The sequence below is a fragment of the Tenacibaculum sp. AHE14PA genome (genome assembly GCF_019278465.1).
GTDB lineage: Bacteria > Bacteroidota > Bacteroidia > Flavobacteriales > Flavobacteriaceae > Polaribacter > Polaribacter bernardetii.
In genome coordinates, this window is the sequence record NZ_CP058983.1 from 1,082,923 (window position 1) to 1,109,576 (window position 26,654).

The 26,654-nt window shown below is 31.1% G+C and carries 26 protein-coding genes and 1 tRNA gene; 22 read left to right on the plus strand and 5 right to left on the minus strand.

What is annotated here, in order from left to right; translation table 11 throughout:
- Positions 1 to 767: 767 nt before the first annotated feature.
- From H0I30_RS04920 to H0I30_RS04940, 5 genes are all read left to right on the plus strand, one after another.
- On the plus strand, positions 768 to 3,188 hold the full coding sequence (locus H0I30_RS04920; protein ID WP_255554305.1) for a TonB-dependent receptor plug domain-containing protein: 2,421 nt from the start codon (positions 768 to 770) through the stop codon (positions 3,186 to 3,188).
- 32 nt (positions 3,189 to 3,220) lie between these two features.
- Positions 3,221 to 4,492 carry a hypothetical protein gene (locus H0I30_RS04925; protein ID WP_218773190.1) on the plus strand — a complete coding sequence of 424 codons (1,272 nt, stop codon included), beginning with the start codon at positions 3,221 to 3,223 and terminating at the stop codon, positions 4,490 to 4,492.
- A 92-nt stretch (positions 4,493 to 4,584) separates the two neighbouring features.
- Positions 4,585 to 5,196 (plus strand): DUF4230 domain-containing protein, encoded by a 612-nt coding sequence (locus H0I30_RS04930; RefSeq protein WP_218773191.1) that lies wholly within the window; start codon positions 4,585 to 4,587, stop codon positions 5,194 to 5,196.
- On the plus strand, positions 5,196 to 5,561 hold the full coding sequence (locus H0I30_RS04935; RefSeq protein WP_218773192.1) for an MmcQ/YjbR family DNA-binding protein: 366 nt from the start codon (positions 5,196 to 5,198) through the stop codon (positions 5,559 to 5,561). Before H0I30_RS04930 ends, H0I30_RS04935 begins: the two co-directional genes overlap by 1 nt.
- Positions 5,562 to 5,563: 2 nt before the next feature.
- Positions 5,564 to 6,112: a 5-formyltetrahydrofolate cyclo-ligase gene (locus tag H0I30_RS04940; protein WP_218773193.1), complete on the plus strand. Its 549-nt coding sequence runs from the start codon at positions 5,564 to 5,566 to the stop codon at positions 6,110 to 6,112.
- A gap of 49 nt (positions 6,113 to 6,161) precedes the next feature.
- Here H0I30_RS04940 and rho read toward each other — a convergent pair whose 3' ends face one another.
- Entirely contained in the window at positions 6,162 to 7,853 is a 1,692-nt protein-coding gene (gene rho / locus H0I30_RS04945; protein ID WP_218773194.1) for a transcription termination factor Rho, read from the minus strand.
- A 202-nt stretch (positions 7,854 to 8,055) separates the two neighbouring features.
- Between rho and H0I30_RS04950 the strand changes: the two genes are divergently transcribed.
- The 4 genes from H0I30_RS04950 to H0I30_RS04965 all read left to right on the plus strand — a co-directional run bounded on the left by H0I30_RS04950 (position 8,056) and on the right by H0I30_RS04965 (position 12,129).
- Complete coding sequence (locus H0I30_RS04950; RefSeq protein WP_218773195.1) at positions 8,056 to 8,493, plus strand: DUF4293 domain-containing protein; 438 nt, start codon at positions 8,056 to 8,058, stop codon at positions 8,491 to 8,493.
- Between the two features lie 225 nt (positions 8,494 to 8,718).
- Positions 8,719 to 9,369, plus strand: a complete 651-nt coding sequence (locus H0I30_RS04955) for a response regulator transcription factor (protein WP_218773196.1) — start codon at positions 8,719 to 8,721, stop codon at positions 9,367 to 9,369.
- 274 nt (positions 9,370 to 9,643) lie between these two features.
- Complete coding sequence (locus H0I30_RS04960; protein WP_218773197.1) at positions 9,644 to 10,312, plus strand: hypothetical protein; 669 nt, start codon at positions 9,644 to 9,646, stop codon at positions 10,310 to 10,312.
- A 5-nt stretch (positions 10,313 to 10,317) separates the two neighbouring features.
- Complete coding sequence (locus H0I30_RS04965; RefSeq protein ID WP_218773198.1) at positions 10,318 to 12,129, plus strand: tetratricopeptide repeat protein; 1,812 nt, start codon at positions 10,318 to 10,320, stop codon at positions 12,127 to 12,129.
- Here H0I30_RS04965 and H0I30_RS04970 read toward each other — a convergent pair.
- A complete protein-coding gene (locus H0I30_RS04970) occupies positions 12,115 to 12,609 on the minus strand; it encodes a metallophosphoesterase (RefSeq protein WP_218773199.1) in 495 nt (164 codons plus the stop codon). The genes H0I30_RS04965 and H0I30_RS04970 overlap by 15 nt on opposite strands.
- 277 nt (positions 12,610 to 12,886) lie before the next feature.
- Between H0I30_RS04970 and truA the strand changes: the two genes are divergently transcribed.
- The 3 genes from truA (at position 12,887) to H0I30_RS04985 (ending at position 15,894) form a co-directional block, all read left to right on the plus strand.
- Positions 12,887 to 13,621: a tRNA pseudouridine(38-40) synthase TruA gene (gene truA, locus H0I30_RS04975; RefSeq protein ID WP_218773200.1), complete on the plus strand. Its 735-nt coding sequence runs from the start codon at positions 12,887 to 12,889 to the stop codon at positions 13,619 to 13,621.
- Entirely contained in the window at positions 13,621 to 15,384 is a 1,764-nt protein-coding gene (locus H0I30_RS04980) for an ABC transporter ATP-binding protein (RefSeq protein ID WP_218773201.1), read from the plus strand. The genes truA and H0I30_RS04980 overlap by 1 nt, the downstream gene beginning before the upstream one ends.
- A gap of 75 nt (positions 15,385 to 15,459) precedes the next feature.
- On the plus strand, positions 15,460 to 15,894 hold the full coding sequence (locus H0I30_RS04985; RefSeq protein ID WP_218773202.1) for a hypothetical protein: 435 nt from the start codon (positions 15,460 to 15,462) through the stop codon (positions 15,892 to 15,894).
- Positions 15,895 to 15,995: 101 nt separating this feature from the next.
- Here the strand turns inward: H0I30_RS04985 and cdaA are convergent, their stop codons facing one another.
- Together cdaA and folP are read right to left on the minus strand one after the other, a co-directional pair.
- On the minus strand, positions 15,996 to 16,778 hold the full coding sequence (gene cdaA / locus H0I30_RS04990) for a diadenylate cyclase CdaA (RefSeq protein WP_218773203.1): 783 nt from the start codon (positions 16,776 to 16,778) through the stop codon (positions 15,996 to 15,998).
- 34 nt (positions 16,779 to 16,812) lie between these two features.
- A complete protein-coding gene (gene folP, locus H0I30_RS04995) occupies positions 16,813 to 17,634 on the minus strand; it encodes a dihydropteroate synthase (protein WP_218773204.1) in 822 nt (273 codons plus the stop codon).
- Between the two features lie 80 nt (positions 17,635 to 17,714).
- Between folP and H0I30_RS05000 the strand changes: the two genes are divergently transcribed.
- The 4 genes from H0I30_RS05000 (at position 17,715) to H0I30_RS05015 (ending at position 20,402) form a co-directional block, all read left to right on the plus strand.
- Positions 17,715 to 18,260 carry a DUF1599 domain-containing protein gene (locus H0I30_RS05000; RefSeq protein ID WP_218773205.1) on the plus strand — a complete coding sequence of 182 codons (546 nt, stop codon included), beginning with the start codon at positions 17,715 to 17,717 and terminating at the stop codon, positions 18,258 to 18,260.
- Positions 18,261 to 18,276: 16 nt separating this feature from the next.
- The gene (locus tag H0I30_RS05005) at positions 18,277 to 19,254 is read left to right on the plus strand and encodes a DoxX family protein (RefSeq protein WP_218773206.1); all 978 of its coding nucleotides are present in this window, start codon (positions 18,277 to 18,279) and stop codon (positions 19,252 to 19,254) included.
- Between the two features lie 68 nt (positions 19,255 to 19,322).
- Positions 19,323 to 19,694 (plus strand): fluoride efflux transporter CrcB, encoded by a 372-nt coding sequence (crcB, locus tag H0I30_RS05010; RefSeq protein WP_218773207.1) that lies wholly within the window; start codon positions 19,323 to 19,325, stop codon positions 19,692 to 19,694.
- Between the two features lie 3 nt (positions 19,695 to 19,697).
- Entirely contained in the window at positions 19,698 to 20,402 is a 705-nt protein-coding gene (locus tag H0I30_RS05015) for a crotonase/enoyl-CoA hydratase family protein (protein WP_218773208.1), read from the plus strand.
- Positions 20,403 to 20,430: 28 nt separating this feature from the next.
- Here the strand turns inward: H0I30_RS05015 and H0I30_RS05020 are convergent, their stop codons facing one another.
- On the minus strand, positions 20,431 to 21,036 hold the full coding sequence (locus tag H0I30_RS05020; protein WP_218773209.1) for a DUF1684 domain-containing protein: 606 nt from the start codon (positions 21,034 to 21,036) through the stop codon (positions 20,431 to 20,433).
- A gap of 479 nt (positions 21,037 to 21,515) precedes the next feature.
- Between H0I30_RS05020 and H0I30_RS05025 the strand changes: the two genes are divergently transcribed.
- The 6 genes from H0I30_RS05025 to scpA all read left to right on the plus strand — a co-directional run bounded on the left by H0I30_RS05025 (position 21,516) and on the right by scpA (position 26,651).
- Positions 21,516 to 21,746 carry a hypothetical protein gene (locus H0I30_RS05025; RefSeq protein WP_058884388.1) on the plus strand — a complete coding sequence of 77 codons (231 nt, stop codon included), beginning with the start codon at positions 21,516 to 21,518 and terminating at the stop codon, positions 21,744 to 21,746.
- Between the two features lie 399 nt (positions 21,747 to 22,145).
- Positions 22,146 to 22,219: transfer RNA gene (locus H0I30_RS05030), tRNA-Thr, on the plus strand.
- 102 nt (positions 22,220 to 22,321) lie between these two features.
- The gene (udk, locus tag H0I30_RS05035) at positions 22,322 to 22,927 is read left to right on the plus strand and encodes a uridine kinase (protein WP_218773473.1); all 606 of its coding nucleotides are present in this window, start codon (positions 22,322 to 22,324) and stop codon (positions 22,925 to 22,927) included.
- Position 22,928: 1 nt separating this feature from the next.
- The gene (locus H0I30_RS05040) at positions 22,929 to 23,246 is read left to right on the plus strand and encodes a septum formation initiator family protein (RefSeq protein WP_218773210.1); all 318 of its coding nucleotides are present in this window, start codon (positions 22,929 to 22,931) and stop codon (positions 23,244 to 23,246) included.
- Positions 23,246 to 24,595, plus strand: a complete 1,350-nt coding sequence (locus tag H0I30_RS05045) for a methylmalonyl-CoA mutase subunit beta (protein WP_218773211.1) — start codon at positions 23,246 to 23,248, stop codon at positions 24,593 to 24,595. The genes H0I30_RS05040 and H0I30_RS05045 overlap by 1 nt, the downstream gene beginning before the upstream one ends.
- Positions 24,588 to 26,651 (plus strand): methylmalonyl-CoA mutase, encoded by a 2,064-nt coding sequence (gene scpA / locus H0I30_RS05050; RefSeq protein ID WP_218773212.1) that lies wholly within the window; start codon positions 24,588 to 24,590, stop codon positions 26,649 to 26,651. Before H0I30_RS05045 ends, scpA begins: the two co-directional genes overlap by 8 nt.
- Positions 26,652 to 26,654 lie beyond the last annotated feature (3 nt).

Sequence of the window (26,654 nt, forward strand, 5' to 3'; positions counted from 1 at the left end):
TAAAGCCTTATGAATCGCAAACGAATATGTATATATGCAAAAGATATCCAACTTATAACAGGTAGGAGCGAGCGATATGGGCGTAAATTACTTCAAACTATCCGAAAATTACAAGACAAAGAACCTCATCAATTTGTTACTATACGTGAATTCTCGGAGTATTCAGGTATAGAAATAGAAGTTATTAATCAGTATATTAATTAGTTACAATCTACTTTTATTTTTCATAAAATTTGCGTAAATTTATGTTGTATTGTTAAGTTGAGGTTGCTATATTTGCATCGCTCAAGTGTAAACTAATACAAAGCGAAAGTTCTTATCAATAAAGTTACCCATTCGGTTACCACGTAATTTGAAAATTACATAACTTATTGATTATTAAACATAAACGGGAAGCAGTTATAATCCTGCCACCCCGACTAAAAGACTTAAGATTTTTCTTAAGTCTTTTTTGTTTTACCCCCCACTCTCCTTCAACAAATTAATCTACGTTATTTTATAAATCCTAGACGTTTTCTGCCTTAAAAAGAACTACAATATTGTTTTTTCTGTTATTTCTCAAAGCTTACCTTCTTTTCATTGCTGAAAAAACTAAATACTTCAATCTGATTTACACTGCTATTGACCTGTTATAAAACACATTATTTTTTTATCAGACCTATGAACTAGCTATTTCAAAATAAATTAAAAATATTTAATTTTTAACCAATCTAAATAAAAACAATAATTATATTTGCCTCGCTATTTAAATCTAATCTAAATAAATTTTGAACGCTTTATATTTATTATCAATATCACTTCTAATAAGTTTTAACTGTTACAGTAAAACACCAAAAGAAGCTTCGTTAAAAAGCTTAACCGGTAAAGTAGTCTATAAAAATGGTGCACCGGCTGAACTAGCTTTGGTTTATATTAAACAAATAAGTAAAAACACCTATACAGATGAGAACGGAAATTTTATTTTCTCTGATATTCCTGCCGGAAAATACACTGTTTTTATTAAAGCCTACGAAACAAATGGAATTACAGTAGAGGTAGATTTAACTAAAAAATCAGATCATTTAACTATTGTTTTAGAAAACAACGAAAGCACCACGTTAGATAATGTTACTATAACTAGTAAGTCTAAAGGGAAAGTTATTAAAGAAAAAGGGTTTTCGGTTGCTATAGCGAACACTCAAAAGTTAGCTATTCAAAACCTACAATCAACCGAAATTTTAGGTAGAACAGCAGGCGTTAAAATAAGACAAAGTGGAGGACTTGGTTCTCACACACATTTTAATCTTAATGGTTTAAGCGGTAATTCTGTTAGGGTTTTTATTGATGGAATTCCGATTCGAAATTACGGGGAGTCTTTTTCTTTGTCAAGTATTCCTCCCGCAATGATAGAACGCATTGAAACCTACAAAGGTGTTTTGCCTGCCGAGTTAACAGAGGATGCTTTGGGTGGCGGTATTAATATTATTCTTAAAAAAAGTATTGATACACATCTTAGTGCATCATATTCATATGGATCTTTTAATACACATCAAGTTAATATTGATGGTGGCTACAGAAACCCTATAACAAACTTCAATATAGATGTTTCAACTTTTTTAAATAGTACAGATAATAATTATGAGGTTTGGGGCGATAATGTTTATGTTATAAACCCAAATACAGGGAAAATAAAATACGTGAGAGCAGAACGTTTTCATGACAAATATAAATCTAAAGGAATAAAAACAAACATTGGATATACTTCAATAAAATGGGCCGATGAAATTACTTTAGGTTTAATAATATCTGACATGGAAAATGATATACAAACAGGTCCTGTTATGGATATTGTATATGGCAATAGAAAAAGCAAACGTACTAGTAAGATGCTATCTTTTAAGTACCGAAAAAAGGATATCGTAATCGATGGTTTATCTCTTAACACCTTTACCTCTTTTTCTCATACAAACCGTACTGTAATTGACACCGTTCCTTATATGTATAGTTGGCTAGGAAAAATCATAAGAGATAATAATGGCGATCCTGTTAATTGGCAAAGTAATGGCGGAGAAGCAGGTGATGCTACATTAGCTGAAAACAAAGAAATTAATATAGCCAATAGAACAGGGCTTTACTACCAACTACATCCTCAGCATAAAATAGGGCTACATTACTTTTATAACAGATTTACAAGAGATATTGACGATCCACTACGTCCACAAGCAGAAAGAGATTTAACAGATACAAGATATCTTACCAAGCAAATAATTAGCTACTCTTATGAAAGTAATTTTTTTACAAAAAAGCTAAAAACAAACCTCTTCTATAAACAGTACAAACAAGATGTAAAACTATCTGACCCTAAAAAGGCAGGACAAGAAATTGTTGCTACTACTTATAAAAAAGACATTAGTCACAATGGTTACGGAGCAGCTATTTCGTTTGCTATAACCCCTAAAATAACCCTATTAACTTCTGCCGAAAAAGCATTGCGAATGCCTGGTATTTCAGAATTATTAGGAAATACTAGTGATAACATCCAACCAACTTATACTCTTTTACCAGAAACAAGTACGAATTTTAACCTAGGGTTTCTTTTAGGAACTTACACTACAAAAAAACATCATTTTAATATTGAAACTAATTTCTTTATAAGAGATATAAAAAACCTGATTACAAGAGGAATTAGCGGAAGTATTTCAGACACCTATGGCTTTGAAAATTTAGGTAAAGTAAAAAGTACTGGTTATGATCTTGAATTAAAGTACAACTATAACAATCGCTTATTTATCACTTCTAATTTTTCTAATTTTAATGCCCGTTATAACTTAAGATATGATGAATTTGGATCAGAATATATTTATTATAAAGACCGATTAAGAAATGCTCCGTATTTAACTGCAAATACTTATGTAGAATACAAATTCAATGACTTTATAAAGAAAAACTCAAAACTATCTATTAATTACAATTTCGGATATACACATCAATTCTACAGAAACTGGGAAAGCTTAGCTAGCAAAGGAAAAGCCTACATACCAACACAAACACTTCATGATTTAGGTATTTCTTACACAGCTCCTAACAACAAAACATCCTTAAGTTTTAATGCTAAAAACATCACCGACAAGCAAGTTTTTGATAATTGGGCTATGCAAAAACCAGGCAGGTCATTTTATTTAAAACTTACGTATAGACCACTATTTTAATCAAATTTTAAATCTAAATATAAATTACAATTATGAAAACAAATTTAATATCAATAAGCAAATCATTGCTATTAACAACTGCCTTTGCAAGTACCTTGTTTATAAGTTGCGAATCAAATGATACTATCGAAGATAAAACACCTACAGGTACTCAAGAATTTTACAACGTAGCTTTTGGAGTAGGATCTACGGGTAACTCTGCTACTTTCGTTCAGGCTTTTCCTGAATTAAAAGAAGGCTCTATTTCTTTTAAAGGTAAAGGTTTTGAGGTTCCATCGGTACGTACGGCAAGAATTTACGGTACTCCTTCTGGTAAATTTTTATACAACCTTAGTTATGGTGGTGGTATACTTTATAAATATGAAATAAACGGAGCTTCAAATTACACTCAGCTAGAAGAAACAAGTGTTCAAGTAGCAATGGGAACCGCTTACCCTCGATGGAAAGTTCTTAACGAAGATGATGCACTAGTACATGCTATTAATACCGAAAAAATATATAAAGATGACGTATACACACATACAGACGCGAAAGCAATTTTACAGAGAATTGAACTTGCAGATTTATCTTTAGCTGAAAAAGAAGAGGTAGCAATACCACAAACAGCAGATGGTTTACATATTTGGAGAATTGACAATCCAACAATTCAAAACGGAAAAGCTTATTACGGTGTAGCCAAAAGAGGTTATGATCCAAATACTGATGAAAATATTAGAACCGATGAATACAAAGCTACTACATTAGTTGTAGATTATCCTTCTTTAAAAAACCCTGTATTACTAGAATCTGAAGTTGCTAAAGGATCTACTTATGGCTACAGAGCTCCTGTATATCATGTAGATGAAAAAGGAGATATTTATCATTTAACTTCTAACCCTGCAAAATTAGTTCGTATTAAAAACGGAAACTATGATGACACATATCAATTAGACTTATCTACTGCATTAGGAATGACACAAGTTGGTGCTAACGGATGGTATTATGTTGGTAACGGTATTGCTTATGCACCCTATTATGATGCTTCGATAGGAAGTGGCAGCGATAAAACAACACCTTGGGGAGTTACAAGAATTGATTTATATAACAATACTGCTGTAAAACTAAATGTACCTAGCAACTTATGGATGTGGTATTATCAATCTGGTGTTTTAGGTAAAGATGGTAAATTTCATATGGCTATTGCTCCTCTTGGTGAAAAAGGGAACATATATAGTTTCGATCCTAAAAGTACTTCACCTGATGGCTATACAAAAGGTGCCGAACTTGATAATGGAGCAGATTCATTTTATATAGGTATCTATTAATCTAAAAAAACGTTGCTATTCCCTCAATAAAAGGCTTAAGATTTTTCTTAAGCCTTTTTATTCTCCACCATATTTTACGTAAATTCGTATTTATGGAATTACTTTTTTTAGGCTTAATAGGCGGAGCAATTGGCGCTTATTTTATTTTTCAAAAATTTTCATCAGTAACTAAAAAAAGTTTAACTGAGAAGCAATCTGTTATCTTACTTGATAAAATTAAAAAGGTATCTAAGTTAATCACTATCGAAGGAGAATTCGCTGAAATTTATCATCATGAAAACTCTAAAGAAAAGTTTTTAGGTTTGTTTACTAGTAAGAAAAAAGCTATTATTTTAATTAATGCGAAAGTGCATATTGGTTTTGATTTTAGAAAAATTAAAATGCATACCGATACCAAGAAAAAAATATTAATCTTATCAGAATTTCCGGAGCCAGAAGTTTTTTCGGTTGAACCTAACCTGCGTTTTTACGACATTCAAAACGGATTATTAAACAAGTTTAGTTCAGATGATTTAACAACAGTAAACAAAGAAGCTAAAGAGCATATTTTACAAAAAATACCAGAAAGCAACTTAATGCAAACTGCAAACAAAGAAGCTTTAGAGGCTATCTCTTTAATGCAAAACCTTGTAGAAACAATTGGATGGAAGCTAGATTTCTCTACGCTAGAAATACCTGAATCTACTAAAAAAATATCAAAATAATGCATATAGAACAGCTAAGAGATTATTGTATTACTAAAAAAGGGGTTACAGAGCATTTTCCTTTTGATGAGGTTACACTCGTTTTTAAAGTAATGAATAAAATGTTTGCTTTAACTGGGTTGGATAGTTGGGAAAAAGGAGAAACTAAGGTAAATTTAAAGTGCGACCCTGATAAATCTTTAGAACTTCGAGGTGAATATGAAAGTATAAACCCTGGTTGGCACATGAATAAAAAACATTGGAATACTGTTACTTTAAATAACGATGTTTCTGACGATTTTGCTTTTCAATTAATAGATCATTCTTATGATTTAATTGTAAAAGGTTTAACAAGAAAACTGCAAGAAGAATTAAAAGCGATGTGAAAATGCTAAAATCAGATCTTAGAAAATTATACAAACAGAAGAGAAAAAACTTAACTGAGGTTGAAAAAACAAAGTTTCAAGAAAGCATATATCAACAAATATTCGATATAGATTTTAACGATATCAATAATGTTCACTTGTTTTTATCGATGCGGAAGTTCAATGAAATTGATACACAACCAATTATTGATTTCTTCAGGAAAAAGGATAAAAAAATTATTGTGAGTCAATGTAATTTTACTGACGATTCACTTTCTCATTTTTATCTAAAAGAAGACACCAAAATTGCTGTAAATAAATTTGGAGTTCCAGAACCTATAAATGCAGAAGAAGTTAAGGTAACAAAAATCGACTTAGTATTTGTGCCCATGCTAATTTCTGATAAACAAAACTACCGAGTTGGCTACGGAAAAGGATTTTATGATCGATTTCTAGTCGCTTGCAGAAAAGATACCAAAACGATTGGTCTTAATTTTTTCCCTCCAACACAAAAAATAGAAGATACTCATAAATTTGATATTCCTTTACATCAAATTATTGTTCCTAAATAAAAAAACCCCGCTTTGCAGCGGGATTTTTTATAAATTATATTTCAGTGAACTATCCGTTCATAGAAATTAAAAACTCTTCATTATTTTTAGAAACTCTAATTCTGTCATTAATAAATGTCATTGCTTCAACAGGATTCATATCTGCTAAATATTTACGCAACACCCACATACGCTGAACAGTTTTCTCATCTAATAATAAATCATCACGACGCGTACTTGATTTAATTAAATCAATAGCCGGATAAATTCTACGATTAGAAATATTACGATCTAACTGTAATTCCATGTTACCAGTACCTTTAAATTCCTCAAAGATAACCTCATCCATTTTCGAACCAGTTTCGGTAAGTGCTGTAGCAATAATCGTTAACGAACCACCGTTTTCAATATTACGAGCCGCACCAAAGAAGCGCTTTGGTTTGTGCAATGCATTAGCATCTATACCTCCAGATAATATTTTACCTGAAGCAGGCGCAACAGTATTATAAGCTCTTGCTAAACGCGTAATTGAATCTAATAAAATTACCACATCGTGTCCACATTCTACCAAACGTTTTGCTTTTTCTAAAACGATATTTGCAACACGAACATGCTTATCTGCAGGTTCATCAAAAGTAGATGCAACTACTTCTCCACGCACATTACGTTTCATATCTGTAACCTCTTCTGGTCTTTCATCAATTAATAAAACAATTTGATATACTTCAGGGTGATTTGCTGCAATTGCATTGGCAACATCCTTTAATAACATTGTTTTACCAGTTTTTGGCTGTGATACAATCATACCACGCTGCCCTTTACCTATTGGAGAAAATATATCGATAATTCTTGTAGATAATGAACTTCCTCTTTCTGCTAAGTTGAATTTCTCTTCAGAAAATAACGGAGTTAAGTGTTCAAAAGATACACGATCACGAACAATATTAGGATTTAATCCATTTATTTTTGATACTCTAATTAAAGGAAAATACTTTTCACCTTCTTTTGGTGGACGTACATTACCTAAAACAGTATCTCCGGTTTTTAATCCGAATAATTTTATTTGTGATTGCGAAACATAAATATCATCAGGTGATGATAAGTAGTTATAATCTGACGAGCGTAAGAATCCATAACCATCTGGCATCATCTCTAACACACCTTCACTTTCTATAATACCGTCAAACTCAAAATCAGGATCTCTATACTTATTACCACTTTTGTTATGTGATTTTTTAGCATTCTGATTTTTATGTTGCGACTTCTTGCTTGCCTCTACCTGTGCTCTTGGCCTTGGTGTCGGTGTAGCTTGTTTTTTTGTCTCTGTTTGTTTTTTAGGTTCTGCTTGCTGCTCTGAACTTAAAGCTTTTTTCTTTGCTTCTACCTCTGCTCTTGGTCTTGGCCTTGGTCTTGGAGCTGGTTTTTTAACCTCAACAACTTCTTTTTCTTCTGAGACTTTATCTTTAACCGCTTCAACCTTATTAACAACTGGAGTTTCTTTTTTTTCCGCTTTAACAGCTACCTTTTTAACAACTTTTTCTTTTGGCTGTTTTTGGGTTTCTTCAGATTTTTCTATTCTTCTTCTTTTAGGCTTTTCCTCTACAGGTTTAGCTTCATTTGCACTAGTTTCAGCTTGTGCATCTAAAATTTTATAAACTAAATCTAACTTTTTTAACTGACTTACTTTTGTTAAACCTATAGTTTTTGCTATTGTTTGTAAATCTATTAGTTTTTTAGTTTTTAATTCCGAAATCTCGAACATTCGTAAAATAATTAAGTTATATATAATCCTTTATGAAAAAAAGATATAGTTGTATTTAAGTTTTAATTTGATTGTAATTATATAGGGGCTACATAATTATCGACGTGTGCAGTTACTTACGTGACAAATATATACAAATATTTTAACTTGTAATATTTCTTTTTCTAAAAAGAAATATTACATTTGCTATCGAATAAAAAATATGATACAAAGAAAACAATCTATCTATTTATTAATTGCAGGAATTATTTCTGCAGGTTTAACGTTTATCTTTAGTCTTTGGACTAATTCTCAAACTAACCTACCTATATATATAGTCGATCTATTTTCAGGAGTTTCTGTTTTAGAAAAAACAGCTCCTATATTATTTTTTGCTTCAGCTTTATTATCATTTGTAACCTTGTTTTTATTTAAAAACCGTCAGTTGCAATTTGTTTTAGGGCGTTTAAACATATTGATAAACCTTTTTTTATTAGGCATATTGATATATCTGTCACAAACATTATCTGGAGAAGCTTTAGTTTCTGAGAAAGGTATTGGGATGTTTTTTCCTGTCATTGTTATTTTGCTGTTAGTTTTAGCAAATAAAGCCATTAAGAAGGATGAAGATCTTGTAAAATCTGTCGATAGATTACGATAAACCTAACATCTTAGTATATTTAGTGCGAAAAAACCGAGATTTATATCTCGGTTTTCTATTTTTGTCACGTATCGATATCACTCAAACCACATTCCAAATGTTAAAGAAATGTTAACAAAAATAGGGTTAACCCTATTTCGTTAGGGTTAACCCTTAGATGACAAATAGGGTTATTGGGTATTGTACACACTATTTTTATATTATAGATTTGTAAACGTAACAACGATGAATCAGAAGATTAAAGTTCACATAGCCGATGACCACAAAATCTTAATAGATGGAGTTATCGCCTTATTAAATACTGAGGAGGACTTTGAAATAGAAGGATACTCTTTAACAGGAAAACAAGTAGTAGACTGGTCTGCTAAAAACAAAGCTGATGTGTTAGTTTTAGATATTAACATGCCAGAAATGGATGGTATTGAAGTTTTAAAAGCCTTTAAACAGCGTAGAAAAAAAATTAAAACAGTGATACTATCTAGTTTAAGCGACCCAAAACTAGTGCAAGAAATAATAAGATTAGGAGCAAACGGCTTTATAGACAAAACCTGTGCTAGTGACCATATTATTAATGCTGTAAGAAGTGTTTACAATGGTGAACAATATTTTAGTGACGACGTAAAAAGTAGCTTATTAGAGCTATATGTAACAGAAGCTAAGATAAAAGAAGAAGGATTAAGGTATGGTAACTTAACAGAAAGAGAAGTTGAAGTTTTAAAGCTAATAGCTGAAGAAAAAAACTCTACTGAAATAGCAGAGCATCTATTGGTTAGTATTAAAACTGTTGAAACATACCGTAGAAGTTTATATAAAAAATTAAAAGTAAAAAACGTAGTAGGTTTAGCGATGTACGCTGTAAGAAACGATATAGTATAGAAACCCTTCAAAATGTTTTCTTTTATCCCCCGTAATAAAGAAAATGTCCCCCGAAATCTATACTTTATCAATAGTACATCGCTAATAACTACTAAATAAAAAAATATAATAGTAATAATAATTTATAGCGATGTAAGTGTTAGTAGTAGCATAAAATAGAAAACCTTTTATCTTGTTCTCTTTTACCCCTAAAATTAAATGCCAATTGGAATTCACATATTTTAATTGCATCGCTATTTTTTTAATCTTTTAAAATAATTTAAAACTAAAAATCATGAAAAATTTTACTCCTTTTTTATTAGTATTTAGTCTAATATTTGCTTCATGTTCATCTAACCAAGACGAAGTTATAGATACAAATCCTGAAAATTTATTACAATCATACACGTTAAAAAGAGATGCTAACGGTGCTTATTCTATAGACTTCAACACTGCAGAAAACACAGATGTAACTACCGTTAAAAACACTGAAAATTCTAATGACATCATCTTATCTGAAGCAAACCACAAGACAGCTATTAAACACAGCAATGACTTTAATATTGAGGAAGACCAATTAAAAATAGGTTTTTTAGATGCTAACAAAGGGAAACGTATGCAAATATCTATTGAAGATGAAGATATTAAGTTTCATAAAGGTAGTGTTACCGAATTTTTAAGTTCATATAGTATTGCTAAAAATGAAGATGGCACATTTACACTTAACTTTACAGTTAATAATAACGTTACTACAGAATTCGTTTATAATGAAGAAATAGAAACTTACGAAGTACATTTAGCTACCGGAAAAGCAAAACAACAGGAGTTCTCAAGACAATTAGAGATGAATACAACTAATTTAATTAAATTAGATTTTGTTAATCATAAATATGAAGGGAGATCTGAAGAACCTACGAGCAAGAAAAAACCAAGATTATCTATACAAGGAAATGATTTCCTATAAATTAAATGAAAATCACCTCTTTTAAAAATATTATAATAACGATATTATTATTTACAATAATAAACTACTCTTTCACTAGAAAAAGCAAAGTAAATTCTTTTTCTAGCGAAAAAGAGTTTCTACAAATAAAAGATTCTTTATTATATAAAAAACATAATTTATATAAATTATTATACGAACAGGAAGAATATACTAAGGCTCTTGAAAAATCATTGCAATTAATACAACTCGGAAAAGACAAAAACGATATAGAAATTCAATTTTCATCTACTTTTTTAGTTGCAAAAATATTCGAAAAAACAAAAAATTACAAAAAAGCCATCAACTACTATAAAGACTGTTTACGCTTAATTAATGATAAAAAAAATATTGATTACAACTTTACAAATAATGATGAAAAACTTGCAAAAACCTTATTAGGTATTGGAAGCAATTATTCATATCTCAATGATAATGCCAATGCTGAAAAATATTATCGTGAAATAATAGCTATTAACGCATTAAATCAAAATATTGAATCGATTAAAGCAAAAGCTTATGTTAATTTATCTGTTATTTTAATTAACTCAAAAAAACTTGAAGAGGCTAAAAAAAATTTAAAAAAAGCTATTAAAATTCATGAAAACACAAATAACAAACCTTTTCAAGCTTCTGCTCTTAACAACCTAGCTAGCATCTATTTAATTGAAGAGAACTATGAAGAAGCAAAAAAAATTTATTTTCAGGGATTAGAGTTAGTGAACCAAACAAACTCTATTAATGCTACAAAATTTAAAGAAGAGCTTTTTTATAATTTAGCTTGGACTCTGTACTTACTTAAAGACTACAAAGCATACGAGTATCAAGAAAAAGCATATGACTTAAAAGACAACCTTAGAGATAGTGAAGTTAGAAAAATGATTGAAAAAATTCATTCTAAACAAATAATTGATCTTGAAAAAGAAAAAAATAATTTAGTTAAAAACCAAACTGAATTAATAAAAGCTAAAGACGACAAAACCACCTTACTCTTTGGCGCCTTAAGTTTATTGGTGATTGTTATTTCTGGTGGATTGGTTTATAACTATAAGTTACGTAAAGACAACTTGCAATTAAAACTATCTGAAAACAGCTTAAAACAACAGCAGAGTATCGAAAAAATAAAATCAGATGCTCAAACAAAAATATTAAATGCTACAATAGACGGTAAAGAATCTGAACGAAAACAAATAGCGGAAACGTTACATGATAACGTTAGCGCATTACTATCGTCTGCAAACATGCATTTAAGCGCCACAAAAAAACAATTTAAAGGAGTTACTCCTTTAGAGATAGAAAAAACACAAGCTATAATATTAGAGGCTTCGCAAAAAGTAAGAGATTTATCACACAACCTTGTATCTTCTATATTACTAAAATTCGGGCTAGAGTATGCTTTAAAAGATGTTGCTAAGAAATTCTCTAACAGCGAATTAAAATTTAAAGTTAGCGCCCTAAACATCAATAGGTATAATCAAGAATTTGAAATAAAAGTGTTTAATATTATTCAAGAGCTTGCTAATAATATTCTAAAACATAGTAAAGCTAATTATGCTCAAATAATTATAAAACAAGAGAAGAATCAACTAACTGTTCTTGTTAACGATGATGGGGTTGGATTTTCAACCTCATCTTCTTCTTTTAAAAATAATGGCATCGGATTAAACCAAATAGAAGCTAGAATTGAAATGATGAACGGTAAATTCACTATTAATTCAGAAGATAACAAAGGAACTAAAGTTTCTATAATCATCCCTATCCAGCAACAAAAACCATTTCAATTTTCATCGGTTAGCTAACTCTATAACCTCCATATTTGTAATTTCACCAAAATTTAACTCAAAACGGAGCATTGTTCTTACTTTATGAAAACCATGCTTACCTGCAGCGCCGGGATTTAAGTGTAGTAAATTAAATTTTTGGTCGTATTGTACTTTTAAAATATGCGAATGTCCACTGATAAATATTTTGGGTGTATCAACTTTTAACGCTTCTCTTACTCTCGGTTTATATGCATTTGGATATCCACCTATATGCGTAATCCAAACAGTAATACCTTCAACAGTAAATTTACTATCTAAAGGGAATTCTGCTCTCGCATCATTATCATCAATATTACCATAAACAGCGCGTAAAGGTTTGTGTTTTTTTAAAGTATCCGTAACATTTAAATCACCTATATCGCCTGCATGCCAAACCTCATCTGCTTGCTTTACAAACTTTAATATTTGATCATCAATATAACTATGCGTATCAGAAAGTAAGAGTATCTTTTTCATTACTACAAAACTAATAAATAGTGCATAAAAAATAGATCCATAATATATAATTATGAATCTATTATTAATGCACTAATGGAGCACTTGTATTTATCTCATTTTAACGAGCCATAAACATATAACACATTAAAAGTTTTGATGTTAACCTATGTTTACAAATTAAATATTAACAACCTACCTATTCTTCATTTTAAAGAAATAGACTATATTTCTTTAAATAGCCATAACAACTCAGTCTAATATTTCATAATTTAGCCCTTTTAAATTTCATTGTTTTTTGAGGTATTTTATTGAACTAGCGTATAAAGGGAAAAACTATCATGGTTGGCAAATACAACCTGATGCAATTTCTGTACAAGAAAAAATAAATAATGCTATTAGTACTGTTTTAAGGCAAAACATAATTATTACTGGTGCTGGTAGAACAGATGCTGGTGTGCATGCATCGCAAATGTTTGCTCATTTTGATACAGATATTGTTTTAGCTAAAAACTTTGCTTTTAGATTAAATGCTCTTTTACCCGATGATATTGTAATATACAATACCAAATTAGTGCATGATGATGCACATGTTCGTTTTGATGCTACTAGCAGAAGTTATGAGTATAAAATTTGGCTTGGCAGAAATCCGTTTTCGTTAGACACTGCTTGGCAACTATACAATCAACAATTAAACATTAATTTAATGAATCAGGCTGCTGCAATTTTATATGAACATGAAGATTTCGAATGTTTTTCGAAAGTAAAAACAGGTGTTCATACTTTTAATTGCGATGTTACAAACGCTTTGTGGGTTTTAAATGGTAACGAATTGACTTTTCATATCAGCGCAAACCGTTTTTTAAGAAACATGGTAAGAGCAATTGTAGGCACATTAATAGATATCGGAATCGGTAAAACAACTATTGATGATTTTAAAAAAATTATAGAAAGCAAAAACAGAAGTAAAGCAGGAACCTCTGTACCTGCAAAAGGATTATTTTTAACAAAAGTAGAATACAATTATATATAGTGAGTAAAACAACAGGAAAAGCATTTGACATTAAGATTTTTGTAAGACTAATGAGTTTTGCAAAACTTTACCGTGTACGATTTATTGTAGCAGCAACATCAACAATACTCTTAGCTGTTTTCGCTGTAATGAGTCCGGTTATTTTAATGGCGGCTATTGATGATTTTGTGGCGCATAAAGATTTAACAAGATTACTGTATTATACAATAGCGATGCTTGCCGTGCTATTAGTACAGGTATTATTTCAGTTTAGTTTTATTTACAATGCCAATTGGGTTGGGCAACATATTATTAGAGATATAAGGGCTAAAACATTCAGAAAAATAGTAGCTTTTAAAATGAGTTATTTCAACAACTCATCCGTAGGTAAATTGGTTACCAGAGTTGTGTCTGACATCGAAACAATTGCTAATTTTTTTACGCAAGGTGTTTTTATGATTATCAGTGATGTTTTAAAAATGATCATTGTTATAATTGTAATGCTTTATACCAATTGGAAGTTAGCAATCATAGCATTGGCAACACTACCTGTTTTAATTTATGCTACAAAGATTTTTCAGATAGCCATAAAATCTACTTTTCAAGATGTACGTAATCAGGTAGCAAACCTTAATGGTTTTGTTCAAGAAAGAGTAACAGGAATGAAAATTGTGCAACTCTTTAATCGTGAAAAAATTGAATATCAAAATTTTGTTGGTATTAACGAAAAACATAAAAAAGCACATGTAAAAACGGTTTGGTATTATTCGATATTTTTTCCAATTGCAGAAATATTATCATCTATTGCTATCGGACTAATTGTATGGTTTGGCGGACTTCAAGTTGTTGAGGATAATGCGGTAACTGTTGGTGCAATTATTGGATTTATAAAAATGTCTCAAATGCTATTTAGACCACTTCGTCAAATTGCAGATAAATTCAACCAACTACAAATGGGAATTGTAGCTGGAGAAAGAGTTTTTAATGTGATTGATACCGAAAGCTCTATTACTAAAAGCGGAACTATTACTACCGAATCACTACAAGGAAACATCCGTTTTAAAGACGTGCGTTTTAGCTACATTAAAGACGAAGAAGTTTTAAAAGGCATTAGTTTTAATGTTAAAAAAGGAGAGACTATTGCCATTGTTGGTGCAACAGGAGCTGGAAAATCGACTATTATAAATTTAATAAACCGTTTTTACGAAATAGATAGCGGCGCTATTTACCTTGACGATGTTCTTGTTGAAGATTATGAAATTAATGCACTGCGTGAAAAAGTTGCTGTAGTTTTACAAGATGTATTTTTATTTTCTGATACTATTTTTAATAATATTTCTTTAAAAAACAACGACATTTCTCTTGATGATGTAAAGAAAGCTGCCAAACAAATTGGTATTCATGATTTTATCATGACATTACCCAACAACTATGCATACAATGTGAAAGAACGTGGTGGAATGCTTTCTTCTGGCCAGCGCCAATTAATCGCTTTTTTACGTGCATATGTTAGCAAACCAAGTATTTTAATTTTAGACGAAGCTACATCATCTGTAGATACACATTCTGAACAAATGATTCAACATGCTACCGACGAAATTACAAAAGGTAGAACCTCTATAGTTATTGCACACCGATTAGCAACTATAAAAAAAGCAGATACTATTATTGTTATGGATAAAGGTATAATTGTTGAGCAAGGCGATCATAATCAGTTACTTCAAAAAAATAATGGTTATTATAAAAATCTTTATGAAAAGCAATTTAGTACTGAAATTATTTAACATTTAAGTTTGTTTAGATTTGTTAAAAGAATACATTTGCGTTAATCAATCTATTAATTAAAAAAACGTAAAACAATGAAAAAAGTAATTTTAACCATGTGTGTTGCTGGTGCTTTATTAGCAACTTCTTGTAAAAATGAGGCTAAAGACGCTAAAGAAACTACTATTGAAGCTGTAGATACTGCAACTGAAAAAGCTACTGAAGCTGCTGAAGAAGTTGAAGCTGCCGCTGAAGAAGCTACTGAAGCTGTAGAAACTGCTTTTGAAGGAGTAACTATTCCTGAATTTAAAGACCCTAAAGTAGGTGAGTATTTAGAATCTTATGCTGAATATGCTCAAAACTATATTGATGCTAAAGGAGATGTATTAAAAAATACTGAATTAGCTAAAAAAGGTGTTGAATTAGCTGCTAAAGGAAAAGAAATCGTTGCTACTTTAGATGCTGAAGGAACAAAGAAATTTAACTCAGTAATGAGTGCTATACAATCTAAAATGGCTCCTGCTAAATAATTTTAGATTCTTATAAAAGTTAAAAAGCTCGCAATTGCGAGCTTTTTTTATTTAATCCTTATATTTTTTCATCCTTTTAAATAAATCTAAAAAAATATTACTTAGGTAGTTAAATCTTTTTGAAGTCTTAAGAATAAATCTTCTTGTGTTTTATAAAATACAAATTCCCCATTATTTATATAAGATATCTCTCCTGTTTCTTCTGAAACTAACAAGCAAATAGCATCTGTTTTTTCTGTAACTCCAATAGCTGCTCTGTGCCTTAACCCAAAACGAGATGGTATTTTTGTACTTCCAGAAACAGGTAAAACTACACGAGTAGCAATAATAAAGTTATCACGAATTACAGTTGCCCCATCATGTAGCGGACTATTTTTATAAAAAATACTTTCTAAAATAGCTTCGTTTACCAAAGCATTCATTTTATCTCCTGTATTTATTAAAAAATCAAGATTGTTTGTTTTTTCAATAACCAACAAAGCACCTGTTCGTGTTTTAGACATACTTTTACAGGCTGTTAAAATTGTTTCAACATCTGTTTCTGAATTAATTTCAGTTTTTAAAAACTTCAATTGGTTTAAAAAACCTCGTTTCGCTGAAAAATTAGTGGTTCCTATCATCAATAAAAACTTTCTAATTTCTTGCTGAAACACAATAAGTAAAGCAATAACACCACCAGAAAGTAAATAACCAAGAATTCCACTTAACATTTCCATGTGAAGTGCTTGTGTTATTTTCCATATTAAAAATATCAACGCAATTCCTATCACAATATTAATTGCCACTGTTCCTTTTAACAACTTATAAATATAGTAAAGTAGTATTGCTACTAGAATAATGTCAAGTACATCAAGAAACGAAAAATCGATAAAATCTAAATTCATTAATTATTTTGAAGTTTTAGTAAAAGTAATCATTTTATCCTAATTGCCTCACGATTTTTACTGCTTCAACTGCCTCTTTTACATCATGAACTCTTAAGATATTTGTTCCGTTTAAGAGCGCAATTGTATTGGCTACCGTAGTTGCGTTTAATGCTTCTTGAGGTATAATATCAAGCGTTTTGTAAAGCATTGATTTTCTTGAAACTCCTGTTAAAATAGGCACTTCTAAATTTTCAAATAACGAAAGTTTCTTCAGTAACTCGTAATTATGTTCTATTGTTTTTCCAAAACCAAAACCTACATCTATAATAACATCGTTTACTTTTAGTTCACGGAGTTTACGTAACTGCGCTGCAAAAAACGAAATTATATCCGTTACCACATTTTCATAAACAGGGTTTAACTGCATACTCTGCGGAGTTCCTTGCATGTGCATCATTATATAAGGCACCTGCAAACTCGCCACTGCTGCAAACATTTTATCATCTTGTACACCTCCAGAAATATCATTAATTATTGATGCTCCTGCATTAATTGATTCTTTTACAACAGTACTTCTAAAAGAATCTACAGAAATAAGAATATCAGGAAAATGCTTCACCAATAATTTTATTACCGGCACTACTCTTTGCAGTTCTTCTGCCTCAGAAACATGCTTTGCTCCCGGTCTTGACGAATACGCTCCAACATCAATAAAGGTTGCACCTTCCTGTAGCATTTTCTCAGTTTGACTAAGAATTGCATGTTCGTCTTTGTATTTTCCACCATCAAAAAAAGAATCTGGGGTGATATTTAAAATCCCCATTACTTTCGGAGAAGTAAGATCGATTAATGTTCCTTTACAATTAATTGTCATCCTTATAAATTTCTAAGTAAAAATAAATGAAAAGCTTTTAATATTTACTATTTTTGATGGATTACTTTTAAATAAAAAAGATGCAAAACACATCCAAACAATATGATGTAGTAGTAGAAGAATGTAGTAGTTTGTTTACAAAAAAAATGAGCGATTATGGTAGTGCATGGAGAATCTTAAGACTTCCATCTCTAACGGATCAAATATTCATAAAAGCACAACGCATCCGCCAGTTACAAGAAAATACCAAGCGTATGGTAGACGAAGGAGAAAAACCAGAATTTATAGGGATCATTAATTATTCAATAATGGCACTTATTCAGCTAGAACTAGGTGTTGCCGACCAACCAGATTTAAATACAACTGAAGCCACATCGTTATATAATAAACACATAAAAATCACCAAAGAATTAATGGAAAATAAAAACCATGATTACGGTGAAGCTTGGCGAGATATGAGAATTTCATCTTTAACGGATTTAATTCTTCAAAAATTACTTCGCGTAAAACAAATTGAAGATAACAAAGGAAAAACCTTAGTTTCTGAAGGAATCGATGCAAATTACCAGGATATGATTAATTATGCTATTTTTGCTTTAATCCATCATTCAGAGTTAGATAGTTAACCTTAAACCCCAAAAAATGATTTTAAAAATTTTAACACACATTTCAAGAGTATTAGTAGGGCTTTTATTCATTTATTCAGGCTTTGTTAAGTTAGTAGATCCGATTGGCTCTCAATACAAGTTTCAAGAATACTTTAGTGAAGGTGTTTTAAATATGGAATTCTTAATTCCTTATACTTTGCCTTTTGCTATTCTTTTAATTATCTCTGAATTAGTTTTAGGAGTAATGCTTATTGTTGGTTACAAACCAAAACTTACGATATGGAGTATATTTAGTCTTAACATCATCTTTTTATTCTTAACATGGTATTCTTATACTTATAACAAAGTTACAGACTGCGGATGTTTTGGTGACGCCCTAAAGCTTACACCTAAAGAAACTTTTTATAAGAATGTTGTATTTATGGTTTTTATCGTCATTTTAATCTTCGGGTTAAAACATATTAAACCTTTACTTTCAGACAAACTTGGCGCTATAAAAACGTACGGAACCATATTAGTTTCGCTATTCATTACCTACTATGTATTAAATCATTTACCAATTATCGATTTTAGAGCCTATTCAATAGGTACAGATATCGCTGAAGGTATGAAATATCAAGAAGATAGCGATGAAGTACCACCAATTCATGATTTTATGATTGAAACCGACGAAGATGGAGATCAACTAGAAGCTATGCTAGCAAAAGACAAGGCAATGCTTATTATCATGTATAATTTCGAAAAAACAGAAAAACAAGGTATTGCTGCGATTTCAAAAACTGCTGCAAACGCTAAAGCCAAAGGTTATGAAGTTTATGTTTTAACAGCTTCTTATATTGAAGACTTAGCAGCCACACAAAAAGAATTTAACCTACCATATACATTCGGATTCTGTGATGAAACAGCTTTAAAAACAGTTATCAGAGCAAATCCAGGAATTGTTACTGTCGAGAAAGGAATTATCGTAGGTAAATGGAATTGGACAGATGCAGATGATGTTACTTTAAAATAACAATATCTTATAATATTCACACAATAAAACCTCGCAATTATGTGAGGTTTTATTATTTTAGCAAAGACATGAAACAACTTTTACTAGTTTTTATTGGCGGTGGCTTTGGAAGCGTTTTAAGATTCTTCATAGGAAAAACCTTAAACAACACACAAACAGGAATTCCGTACGGAACCTTTGCAGCAAATATTATCGGAAGCTTGCTCATCGGATTTATTTTAGGCTTAGCCGCCAAAAACGAAGCCCTATCTCAAAACAGTACACTATTATTAGCAACAGGGTTTTGTGGCGGATTTACTACATTCTCTACCTTTGCATATGAGAATCATATATTTTTAAAATCCGGAGACTTCACTTCATTTGCCTTATACACAATCGCAAGTTTTGTTGTAGGCTTTTTAGCTGTTTTTGCCGGAATCTACCTTATCAAATTTATTTAAATTATGAACGAATTAGTACAATATACAACAAAAGATAACTACGCAATTATCACCCTTTCTAACGGAAAAGTAAACGCCATATCACACGAAGTTATAGATTCACTATACTCTTTATTAGACAAAGCTGAACAAGAGAAAAAGATCGTTATTTTAACTGGTCAACCCGGAATGTTCTCTGCTGGTTATGATTTAAAAAGCATGACAGCATCGCCTGAATCTGCTTTAGAATTAGTTACCAAAGGATCTAAACTATCTCACAGAATGCTATCTTTTCCTTTCCCAATAATTACAGCCTGTACAGGTCATGCAGTTGCCAAAGGAGCTTTTTTATTACTTTCTTCGGATTACAGACTCGGTACGGAAGGTGATTTTAAAATAGGCTTAAACGAAGTAATGATAGGAATGACCATGCACAATGCCGGTATCGAAATAGCCAAAGCGCGTTTAGCTCCTGTTTATTTTGAACGAAGTGTAAACAATTCAGAAATCTACAGCCCAAAAGATGCTATTACAGCAGGATTTTTAGACAAAATTGTTCCTGAAACTCATTTATTACCTACAGCTATTAAAATTGCCGAAATGTTTGCTTCTTTAAACCCAAAAGCACATGCGGCTACAAAATTAAAAGTCAGAAAAGATTATTTAACTTCATTAGAAGAAGCTATTGAACAAGATATTAAAGACGGATTACATCCACCTACAAAATAAAAAAAAGCCTGCTTATCGCAGGCTTTTTTTACTTCTTATACGCCATAACTCCGGCTTTTATTTCTGTATTTAAATAATTATCTCTTGGAGCAATAGGGCAAGAATATCGATCACTGTAAGCACAATACGGATTATAAGCCTCGTTAAAATCAATACCAATCGTTCCGTTACTATTTACATCTGTAATTAAAACATCTATAAATCGTCCTCCTTCATAAGATGTTTTTCCGTTTGTATTATCTAAAAAAGGCAAGAATAAATTGTCCTTGTATATAACTTCAGGATTTTCTTCCTTGTAAATAGCTAACTCAAAATTTTCGCCATCAATAAAAAAAGATACGATACCGTACTGTTCATAAACCGCTACCCTATCTGTTGTTGTCGGAAAATAAAAACTAGGCGCATCAGGTGTTTTTGTTAATTTGGCCACCAACTTATATTTATCATCAATTTTAAAAAAACCCAATCCTTTAAATTTCTTTAAATCTCTTTTTGTTAGTGGTGATTTAGAAGCATCTTTAAACTTAGCATTCATTTCTTTTTGGAAATCTGAATCTCCCAATACCTTTCTTTTTTCATTACTGCTACATGCCTGAATAATAATTACAAGGATAATTAATGTGAATTTTCTCATTTATTTTCAATAATTTAAAATGTATTATTTATCAATTGTATTTATATACTCAGTAATTTTCTAAAATATTAATTTTATTTCAGAAGTAACATATCGTATTCTTTAGCAAAAATAAGGAACTTTCGTGCTTTATAAATAGTATTTCATACAAGAAAAAAAATATGACATTAGTAACAAAATAGCTTTATCTTGTTAAAATTCTACTAATAAATTTGACTTATCAAGAAAAAATTATTACATTTAACACAATAGATTAAATCTATAATTGAAGAAAAAGCAAAAATCATGCTTTAATGAACTATATAAAGAAAAATTATAAATAAATAAAACAATTTGATTGTTTTATTATAGGTTAACAAAAAGATTAATTTATATTTGTCGCCCATTTTACTTTATGATTTTACAATTTTGTGTAAAGCAAAATCAATTACCAGACTAAAATCTAAAAGATAATATAAATAACCATAAGTAAGTATTTTATGAATTCAGAATTAATTAGTAAAGCAGACGAATTTGAACACAGAAAATTCAAATTTATTACTACTAGTGATAGAATATTAGCTTCAAGAGAGGTAAAATCTTTAATACTAGAAATAAACGAAGTATATAAAGAAACAAAAGATAGTGCCCTAATGGATGCTATGAAGCGATTAACAGTTGTAAAACAACGAATTGAAAAAAGATTAAAAGGTAAACCTTTAACTGCATAAATTTATTAGCACAATAAACAACATAATTGTTCGTTTATATTAGAAATGGAATAGTATTTTATATAATTTACTATTCTTAATAATATTTATTCTTGATAAAAGCTCTAGTTACATCTAGAGCTTTTTTATTTTACAGCTATTTTTTATAAAAAAATATACATATACTTCTTTAAAAATACGCTTATAAAACTTTAAAGAACCCTAAAAAAGCTATTTTAAATATTATTCTAAAAAAAAGAAATATTTTTTTTCTACATTAAACAATAGCTATTTTAATGCTAATGAGATAGTTAATTTGCGCAAAAAAAAGACATCAAAAAAAGGGTTAAAAAAAACGAAAAAAACTTTTGCCAGATTCAAAAAAGAATATATATTTGCATCGCTTTTAAAGGCAAACAAGCCGATGTAGCTCAGCTGGCTAGAGCAGCTGATTTGTAATCAGCAGGTCGGAGGTTCGAGTCCTCTCATCGGCTCACTAAAAATAAAAAGCGCTAACTTAAGTTAGCGCTTTTTTTATGCACATATTTCACTAAATTTGCTTTAATAATTCATCTTAATAAAACTCAATGAAAAATATATTTGTAATCGGTATTGCTGGCGGAACAGGAAGTGGAAAAACAACCGTAGTAAATCAAATAATTAATGAGCTACCGCAAGATGAAGTATGCATTATATCACAAGATTCATATTATGCCCAAACCGACAACTTAAGCTACGAAGAACGCACAAAGATAAACTTCGACCATCCTAGGGCGATCGACTTCGATTTATTAGTAAATCATTTGAGCGATTTAAAGAGCGGCAAAATAATAGAACAACCTATTTATTCGTTTGTTGCGCACAACAGAACTAAAGACACCATAAAAACACACCCTAGAAAAGTTATTATTGTTGAAGGTATTTTAATTTTTAACAGCAAAGAACTACGAAACCTTTGCGATATAAAAGTTTTTGTACATGCAGATGCTGATGAACGTTTAATTAGAAGAGTTCGAAGAGACATAAAGGAAAGAGGTAGAGATATTGATGAAGTTTTAAATAGATATCAAAGCACCTTAAAACCAATGCACCAACAATTTATTGAACCTACAAAGAACTATGCCGACATTATAATTCCTAACGACAGGTATAATACCGTAGCCATAGATATTGTTAGAACCGTAATTAGCGACCGTTTATAACATGAATTTAAAATCAATAAAAAATAAACCATCTTTTAAAATCGCAACAAATATTTACGTTGTTATTTTAACGGTATTTGTTATTTGGATGCTTTTTTTTGATGAAAATTCTTATCTTACCCATAGAGAGTTCAATAAAGAAATTGAAGAATTAGAAATTTGGATAGATTATCACAAGAACAAAATTGATAAAGACAAAAAAACTATAAAAAAACTTCAGGATTCTCTTCAGCTAGAACGCTATGCGCGTGAAAAATATTTGATGAAGAAAGAAGATGAAGATATTTATATTATCGAATTTGATACCCTACAAAAATAATGAGTACTTATTTATTTAATGACTTCAAGGAAATTAGTGCTGCCGAATGGAAACAAAAAATACAGGTAGATCTTAAAGGCGCGGACTATAACGATACGCTTCTCTGGAAAACTGACGAAGGCATTACAGTGAAACCCTTTTACACAAAAGAAGACCAAACAAAAACAGCAATTGCAACGCCTAAAAAGGGGTTTAATATTTGTCAGTCTATTTATATAGAGGACGAAAAAAAAGCAAATTCTTTTGCAATCGACTCTTTAAAAAGAGGTGCGAAATCTATCGAATTTAAAGCAAAAACGAAGTTCGATTACAAAACACTCCTTCAAGATGTAGACCTTAAAAACACTGTACTTTATTTTAAAGTAAAGTTTTTAGATGCTAACTTTATCATTGAATTATCAAACTATATAGCTTCAGACAACTGTTATTTTAATATTGATATTGTTGGCAATTTAACGAGTACAGGTAACTGGTTTACAAACCTAAATAATGATCACAAAGAATTCGAAAAGATCATTAATAACGTCTCTAATGCTATTTGCATTAACGTTTCAACATATCAAAATGCTGGCGCGAATAATACACAACAACTTGCCTACGCACTTGCGCACGCAAATGAATATTTAAATCACTTCGGAAGTAAAATAGCCAACAACATACATTTTAATTTTTCTGTAGGTAGTAACTACTTTTTTGAAATAGCAAAACTAAGAGCTTTTAGAATCTTATGGGCATCACTTTTAAAAGAGTACGCTATTAAAAACAATACAACACATATATTTGCACAACCTAGCTTACGCAATAAAACCTTATACGACTACAATGTAAACATGCTTCGCACAACATCTGAATGCATGAGCGCTATTTTAGGTGGAGCTGACACGGTTTGTAATATTTCTTACGATGATATTTTTCATCATTCGAATGAATTTGGCGAGCGTATTTCTAGAAATCAATTATTGATTTTACAACAAGAAAGCGAACTTTCAGAAGCTCAGAATTTTGCAGACGGTGCTTATTATATTGAAGCTATCACACAACAATTGGCACATAATTCTTTAGAAGTATTTAAAACTATCGAAAAAGGTGGCGGGTTTTTAAAACAACTTAAAGAAGGAATCATTCAGCGAAAAATTAAAGATGCTGCCGAAAAAGAACAAGCAAAATTCGATACTGGTAAATTAGTTTTATTAGGAACTAATAAAATACAGAACGACAACGATAAAATGAAGAATGATTTGGAGCTTTTTCCGTTTATGAAAATCAGAAACGAAAAAACACTCATCCAACCGATTATTCAAAAAAGATTGGCTGAAAAGCTAGAACAAGAACGTTTACAAGATGAGTAGAAAAAACGTATCAAACATACAATTAGACCAAAGTCAAAAATCACAAGTTGAAAGCAAACATCATGAAGATTTCGTTGCTGGTATTGCTCCGAATTTACGCGGACCTTACTCAACAATGTACGTTCGAAGACCTTGGACTATTCGTCAATACGCCGGATTTTCAACCGCTGAAGAAAGCAATGCTTTTTACAGAAGAAACTTAGCAGCGGGTCAAAAAGGACTTTCTGTTGCTTTTGATTTAGCAACACACCGCGGGTACGATTCAGATCACGAACGTGTACAAGGTGATGTAGGAAAAGCAGGTGTAGCGATTGATTCGGTTGAAGACATGAAAATATTGTTTGACCAAATTCCGTTAGATAAAATGTCGGTTTCAATGACAATGAACGGAGCCGTTTTACCGATTCTTGCCTTTTATATTGTTGCCGCCGAAGAACAAGGTGTTGCTCCTGAACTATTATCAGGAACCATTCAAAACGACATTTTAAAAGAGTTTATGGTGCGTAATACGTACATCTACCCACCTACTCCATCAATGAAAATCATTGCTGATATTTTTAAATATACTTCGGATTTTATGCCGAAATACAATTCGATTTCTATTTCTGGCTATCACATGCAAGAAGCAGGTGCAACTGCTGAAATTGAATTAGCATATACTTTAGCTGACGGATTAGATTACATCAAAAAAGGATTAGAAGCAGGAATGGACATTGATACTTTTGCACCTAGACTATCTTTTTTCTGGGCAATAGGCATGAACCATTTTGTAGAGATTGCAAAAATGCGAGCAGCCAGAATGTTATGGGCAAAAATCGTAAAACAATTCAATCCTAAAAATCCAAAATCGTTAGCATTACGAACACACTGTCAAACAAGCGGTTGGTCTTTAACAGAGCAAGATCCTTTTAACAATGTAGCGCGAACAACAATTGAAGCTATGGCTGCAGCTTTTGGCGGCACACAAAGTTTACACACCAACGCGCTGGATGAAGCAATTGCTTTACCTACAGATTTTTCTGCACGAATTGCTCGTAACACACAAATATACTTACAAGAAGAAACACATATTACAAAAACGGTTGATCCTTGGGCAGGAAGCTATCACGTAGAACAACTTACCGAAGATATTACCAACAAAGCTTGGGAATTAATTAAGGAGGTTGAGGAATTAGGCGGAATGACAAAAGCCATTGAAAAAGGAATTCCGAAAATGCGTATTGAGGAAGCTGCTGCTAAAAAACAAGCAAAAATAGATAGCGGCCAAGACGTTATTGTAGGGGTAAATAAATACCAACTAAAAAAAGAAGATCCGTTACATATTTTAGAAGTTGATAATGAAGCGGTACGTTTATCACAAATTGAGAGGTTAAACGAAATAAAATTAAAAAGAGACAGCGCTAAGGTTACAAAATCTTTAAACGACTTAACAGCTTGCGCTAAATCCAACGAAGGAAATTTATTAGATTTAGCAGTAAAAGCTGCTAAAAACAGAGCCACTTTAGGAGAGATTTCTGACGCTTTAGAAAGTGTTTTCGGACGTCATAAAGCAGTTCACAAAACAATTTCGGGCGTGTATAGTAAGGAAATAAAAGACGATAAGTTATTTAAGAAAGCAATTGAATTTGCCGATAAATTTTCGGAGTTAGAAGGACGAAGACCAAGAATAATGATTGCCAAATTAGGGCAAGATGGTCATGATCGTGGTGCAAAAGTAGTTGCCACTGGTTATGCCGATTTAGGTTTTGATGTAGATATTGGCCCTTTATTTCAAACACCACAAGAAGCAACAAAGCAAGCTATTGAAAACGATGTTCATATTTTAGGGATTTCGTCATTAGCGGCAGGTCATAAAACACTAGTTCCTCAAGTAATTGCAGAGCTAAAAAAATACGGAAGAGAAGATATTATGGTCATTGTGGGTGGTGTAATTCCCGCGCAAGATTATCAATATTTATTTGATGCAGGCGCCGTAGGTGTTTTTGGCCCTGGAACCAAAATTGCACAAGCAGCAATTGATATGTTAACTATTTTAATTGATAGTGTAGAGGAATAAAAT

Coding starts and splice junctions, on each gene's coding strand:
- H0I30_RS04925 (WP_218773190.1), top strand. CDS start 3,221: ATGAAAACAAATTTAATATCAATAAGCAAATCATTGCTATTAACAACT.
- H0I30_RS04930 (WP_218773191.1), top strand. CDS start 4,585: ATGGAATTACTTTTTTTAGGCTTAATAGGCGGAGCAATTGGCGCTTAT.
- H0I30_RS04935 (WP_218773192.1), top strand. CDS start 5,196: ATGCATATAGAACAGCTAAGAGATTATTGTATTACTAAAAAAGGGGTT.
- H0I30_RS04940 (WP_218773193.1), top strand. CDS start 5,564: ATGCTAAAATCAGATCTTAGAAAATTATACAAACAGAAGAGAAAAAAC.
- rho (WP_218773194.1), bottom strand. CDS start 7,853: ATGTTCGAGATTTCGGAATTAAAAACTAAAAAACTAATAGATTTACAA.
- H0I30_RS04950 (WP_218773195.1), top strand. CDS start 8,056: ATGATACAAAGAAAACAATCTATCTATTTATTAATTGCAGGAATTATT.
- H0I30_RS04955 (WP_218773196.1), top strand. CDS start 8,719: ATGAATCAGAAGATTAAAGTTCACATAGCCGATGACCACAAAATCTTA.
- H0I30_RS04960 (WP_218773197.1), top strand. CDS start 9,644: ATGAAAAATTTTACTCCTTTTTTATTAGTATTTAGTCTAATATTTGCT.
- H0I30_RS04965 (WP_218773198.1), top strand. CDS start 10,318: ATGAAAATCACCTCTTTTAAAAATATTATAATAACGATATTATTATTT.
- H0I30_RS04970 (WP_218773199.1), bottom strand. CDS start 12,609: ATGAAAAAGATACTCTTACTTTCTGATACGCATAGTTATATTGATGAT.
- H0I30_RS04985 (WP_218773202.1), top strand. CDS start 15,460: ATGAAAAAAGTAATTTTAACCATGTGTGTTGCTGGTGCTTTATTAGCA.
- cdaA (WP_218773203.1), bottom strand. CDS start 16,778: ATGAATTTAGATTTTATCGATTTTTCGTTTCTTGATGTACTTGACATT.
- folP (WP_218773204.1), bottom strand. CDS start 17,634: ATGACAATTAATTGTAAAGGAACATTAATCGATCTTACTTCTCCGAAA.
- H0I30_RS05000 (WP_218773205.1), top strand. CDS start 17,715: ATGCAAAACACATCCAAACAATATGATGTAGTAGTAGAAGAATGTAGT.
- H0I30_RS05005 (WP_218773206.1), top strand. CDS start 18,277: ATGATTTTAAAAATTTTAACACACATTTCAAGAGTATTAGTAGGGCTT.
- crcB (WP_218773207.1), top strand. CDS start 19,323: ATGAAACAACTTTTACTAGTTTTTATTGGCGGTGGCTTTGGAAGCGTT.
- H0I30_RS05015 (WP_218773208.1), top strand. CDS start 19,698: ATGAACGAATTAGTACAATATACAACAAAAGATAACTACGCAATTATC.
- H0I30_RS05020 (WP_218773209.1), bottom strand. CDS start 21,036: ATGAGAAAATTCACATTAATTATCCTTGTAATTATTATTCAGGCATGT.
- H0I30_RS05025 (WP_058884388.1), top strand. CDS start 21,516: ATGAATTCAGAATTAATTAGTAAAGCAGACGAATTTGAACACAGAAAA.
- H0I30_RS05040 (WP_218773210.1), top strand. CDS start 22,929: ATGAATTTAAAATCAATAAAAAATAAACCATCTTTTAAAATCGCAACA.
- H0I30_RS05045 (WP_218773211.1), top strand. CDS start 23,246: ATGAGTACTTATTTATTTAATGACTTCAAGGAAATTAGTGCTGCCGAA.
- scpA (WP_218773212.1), top strand. CDS start 24,588: ATGAGTAGAAAAAACGTATCAAACATACAATTAGACCAAAGTCAAAAA.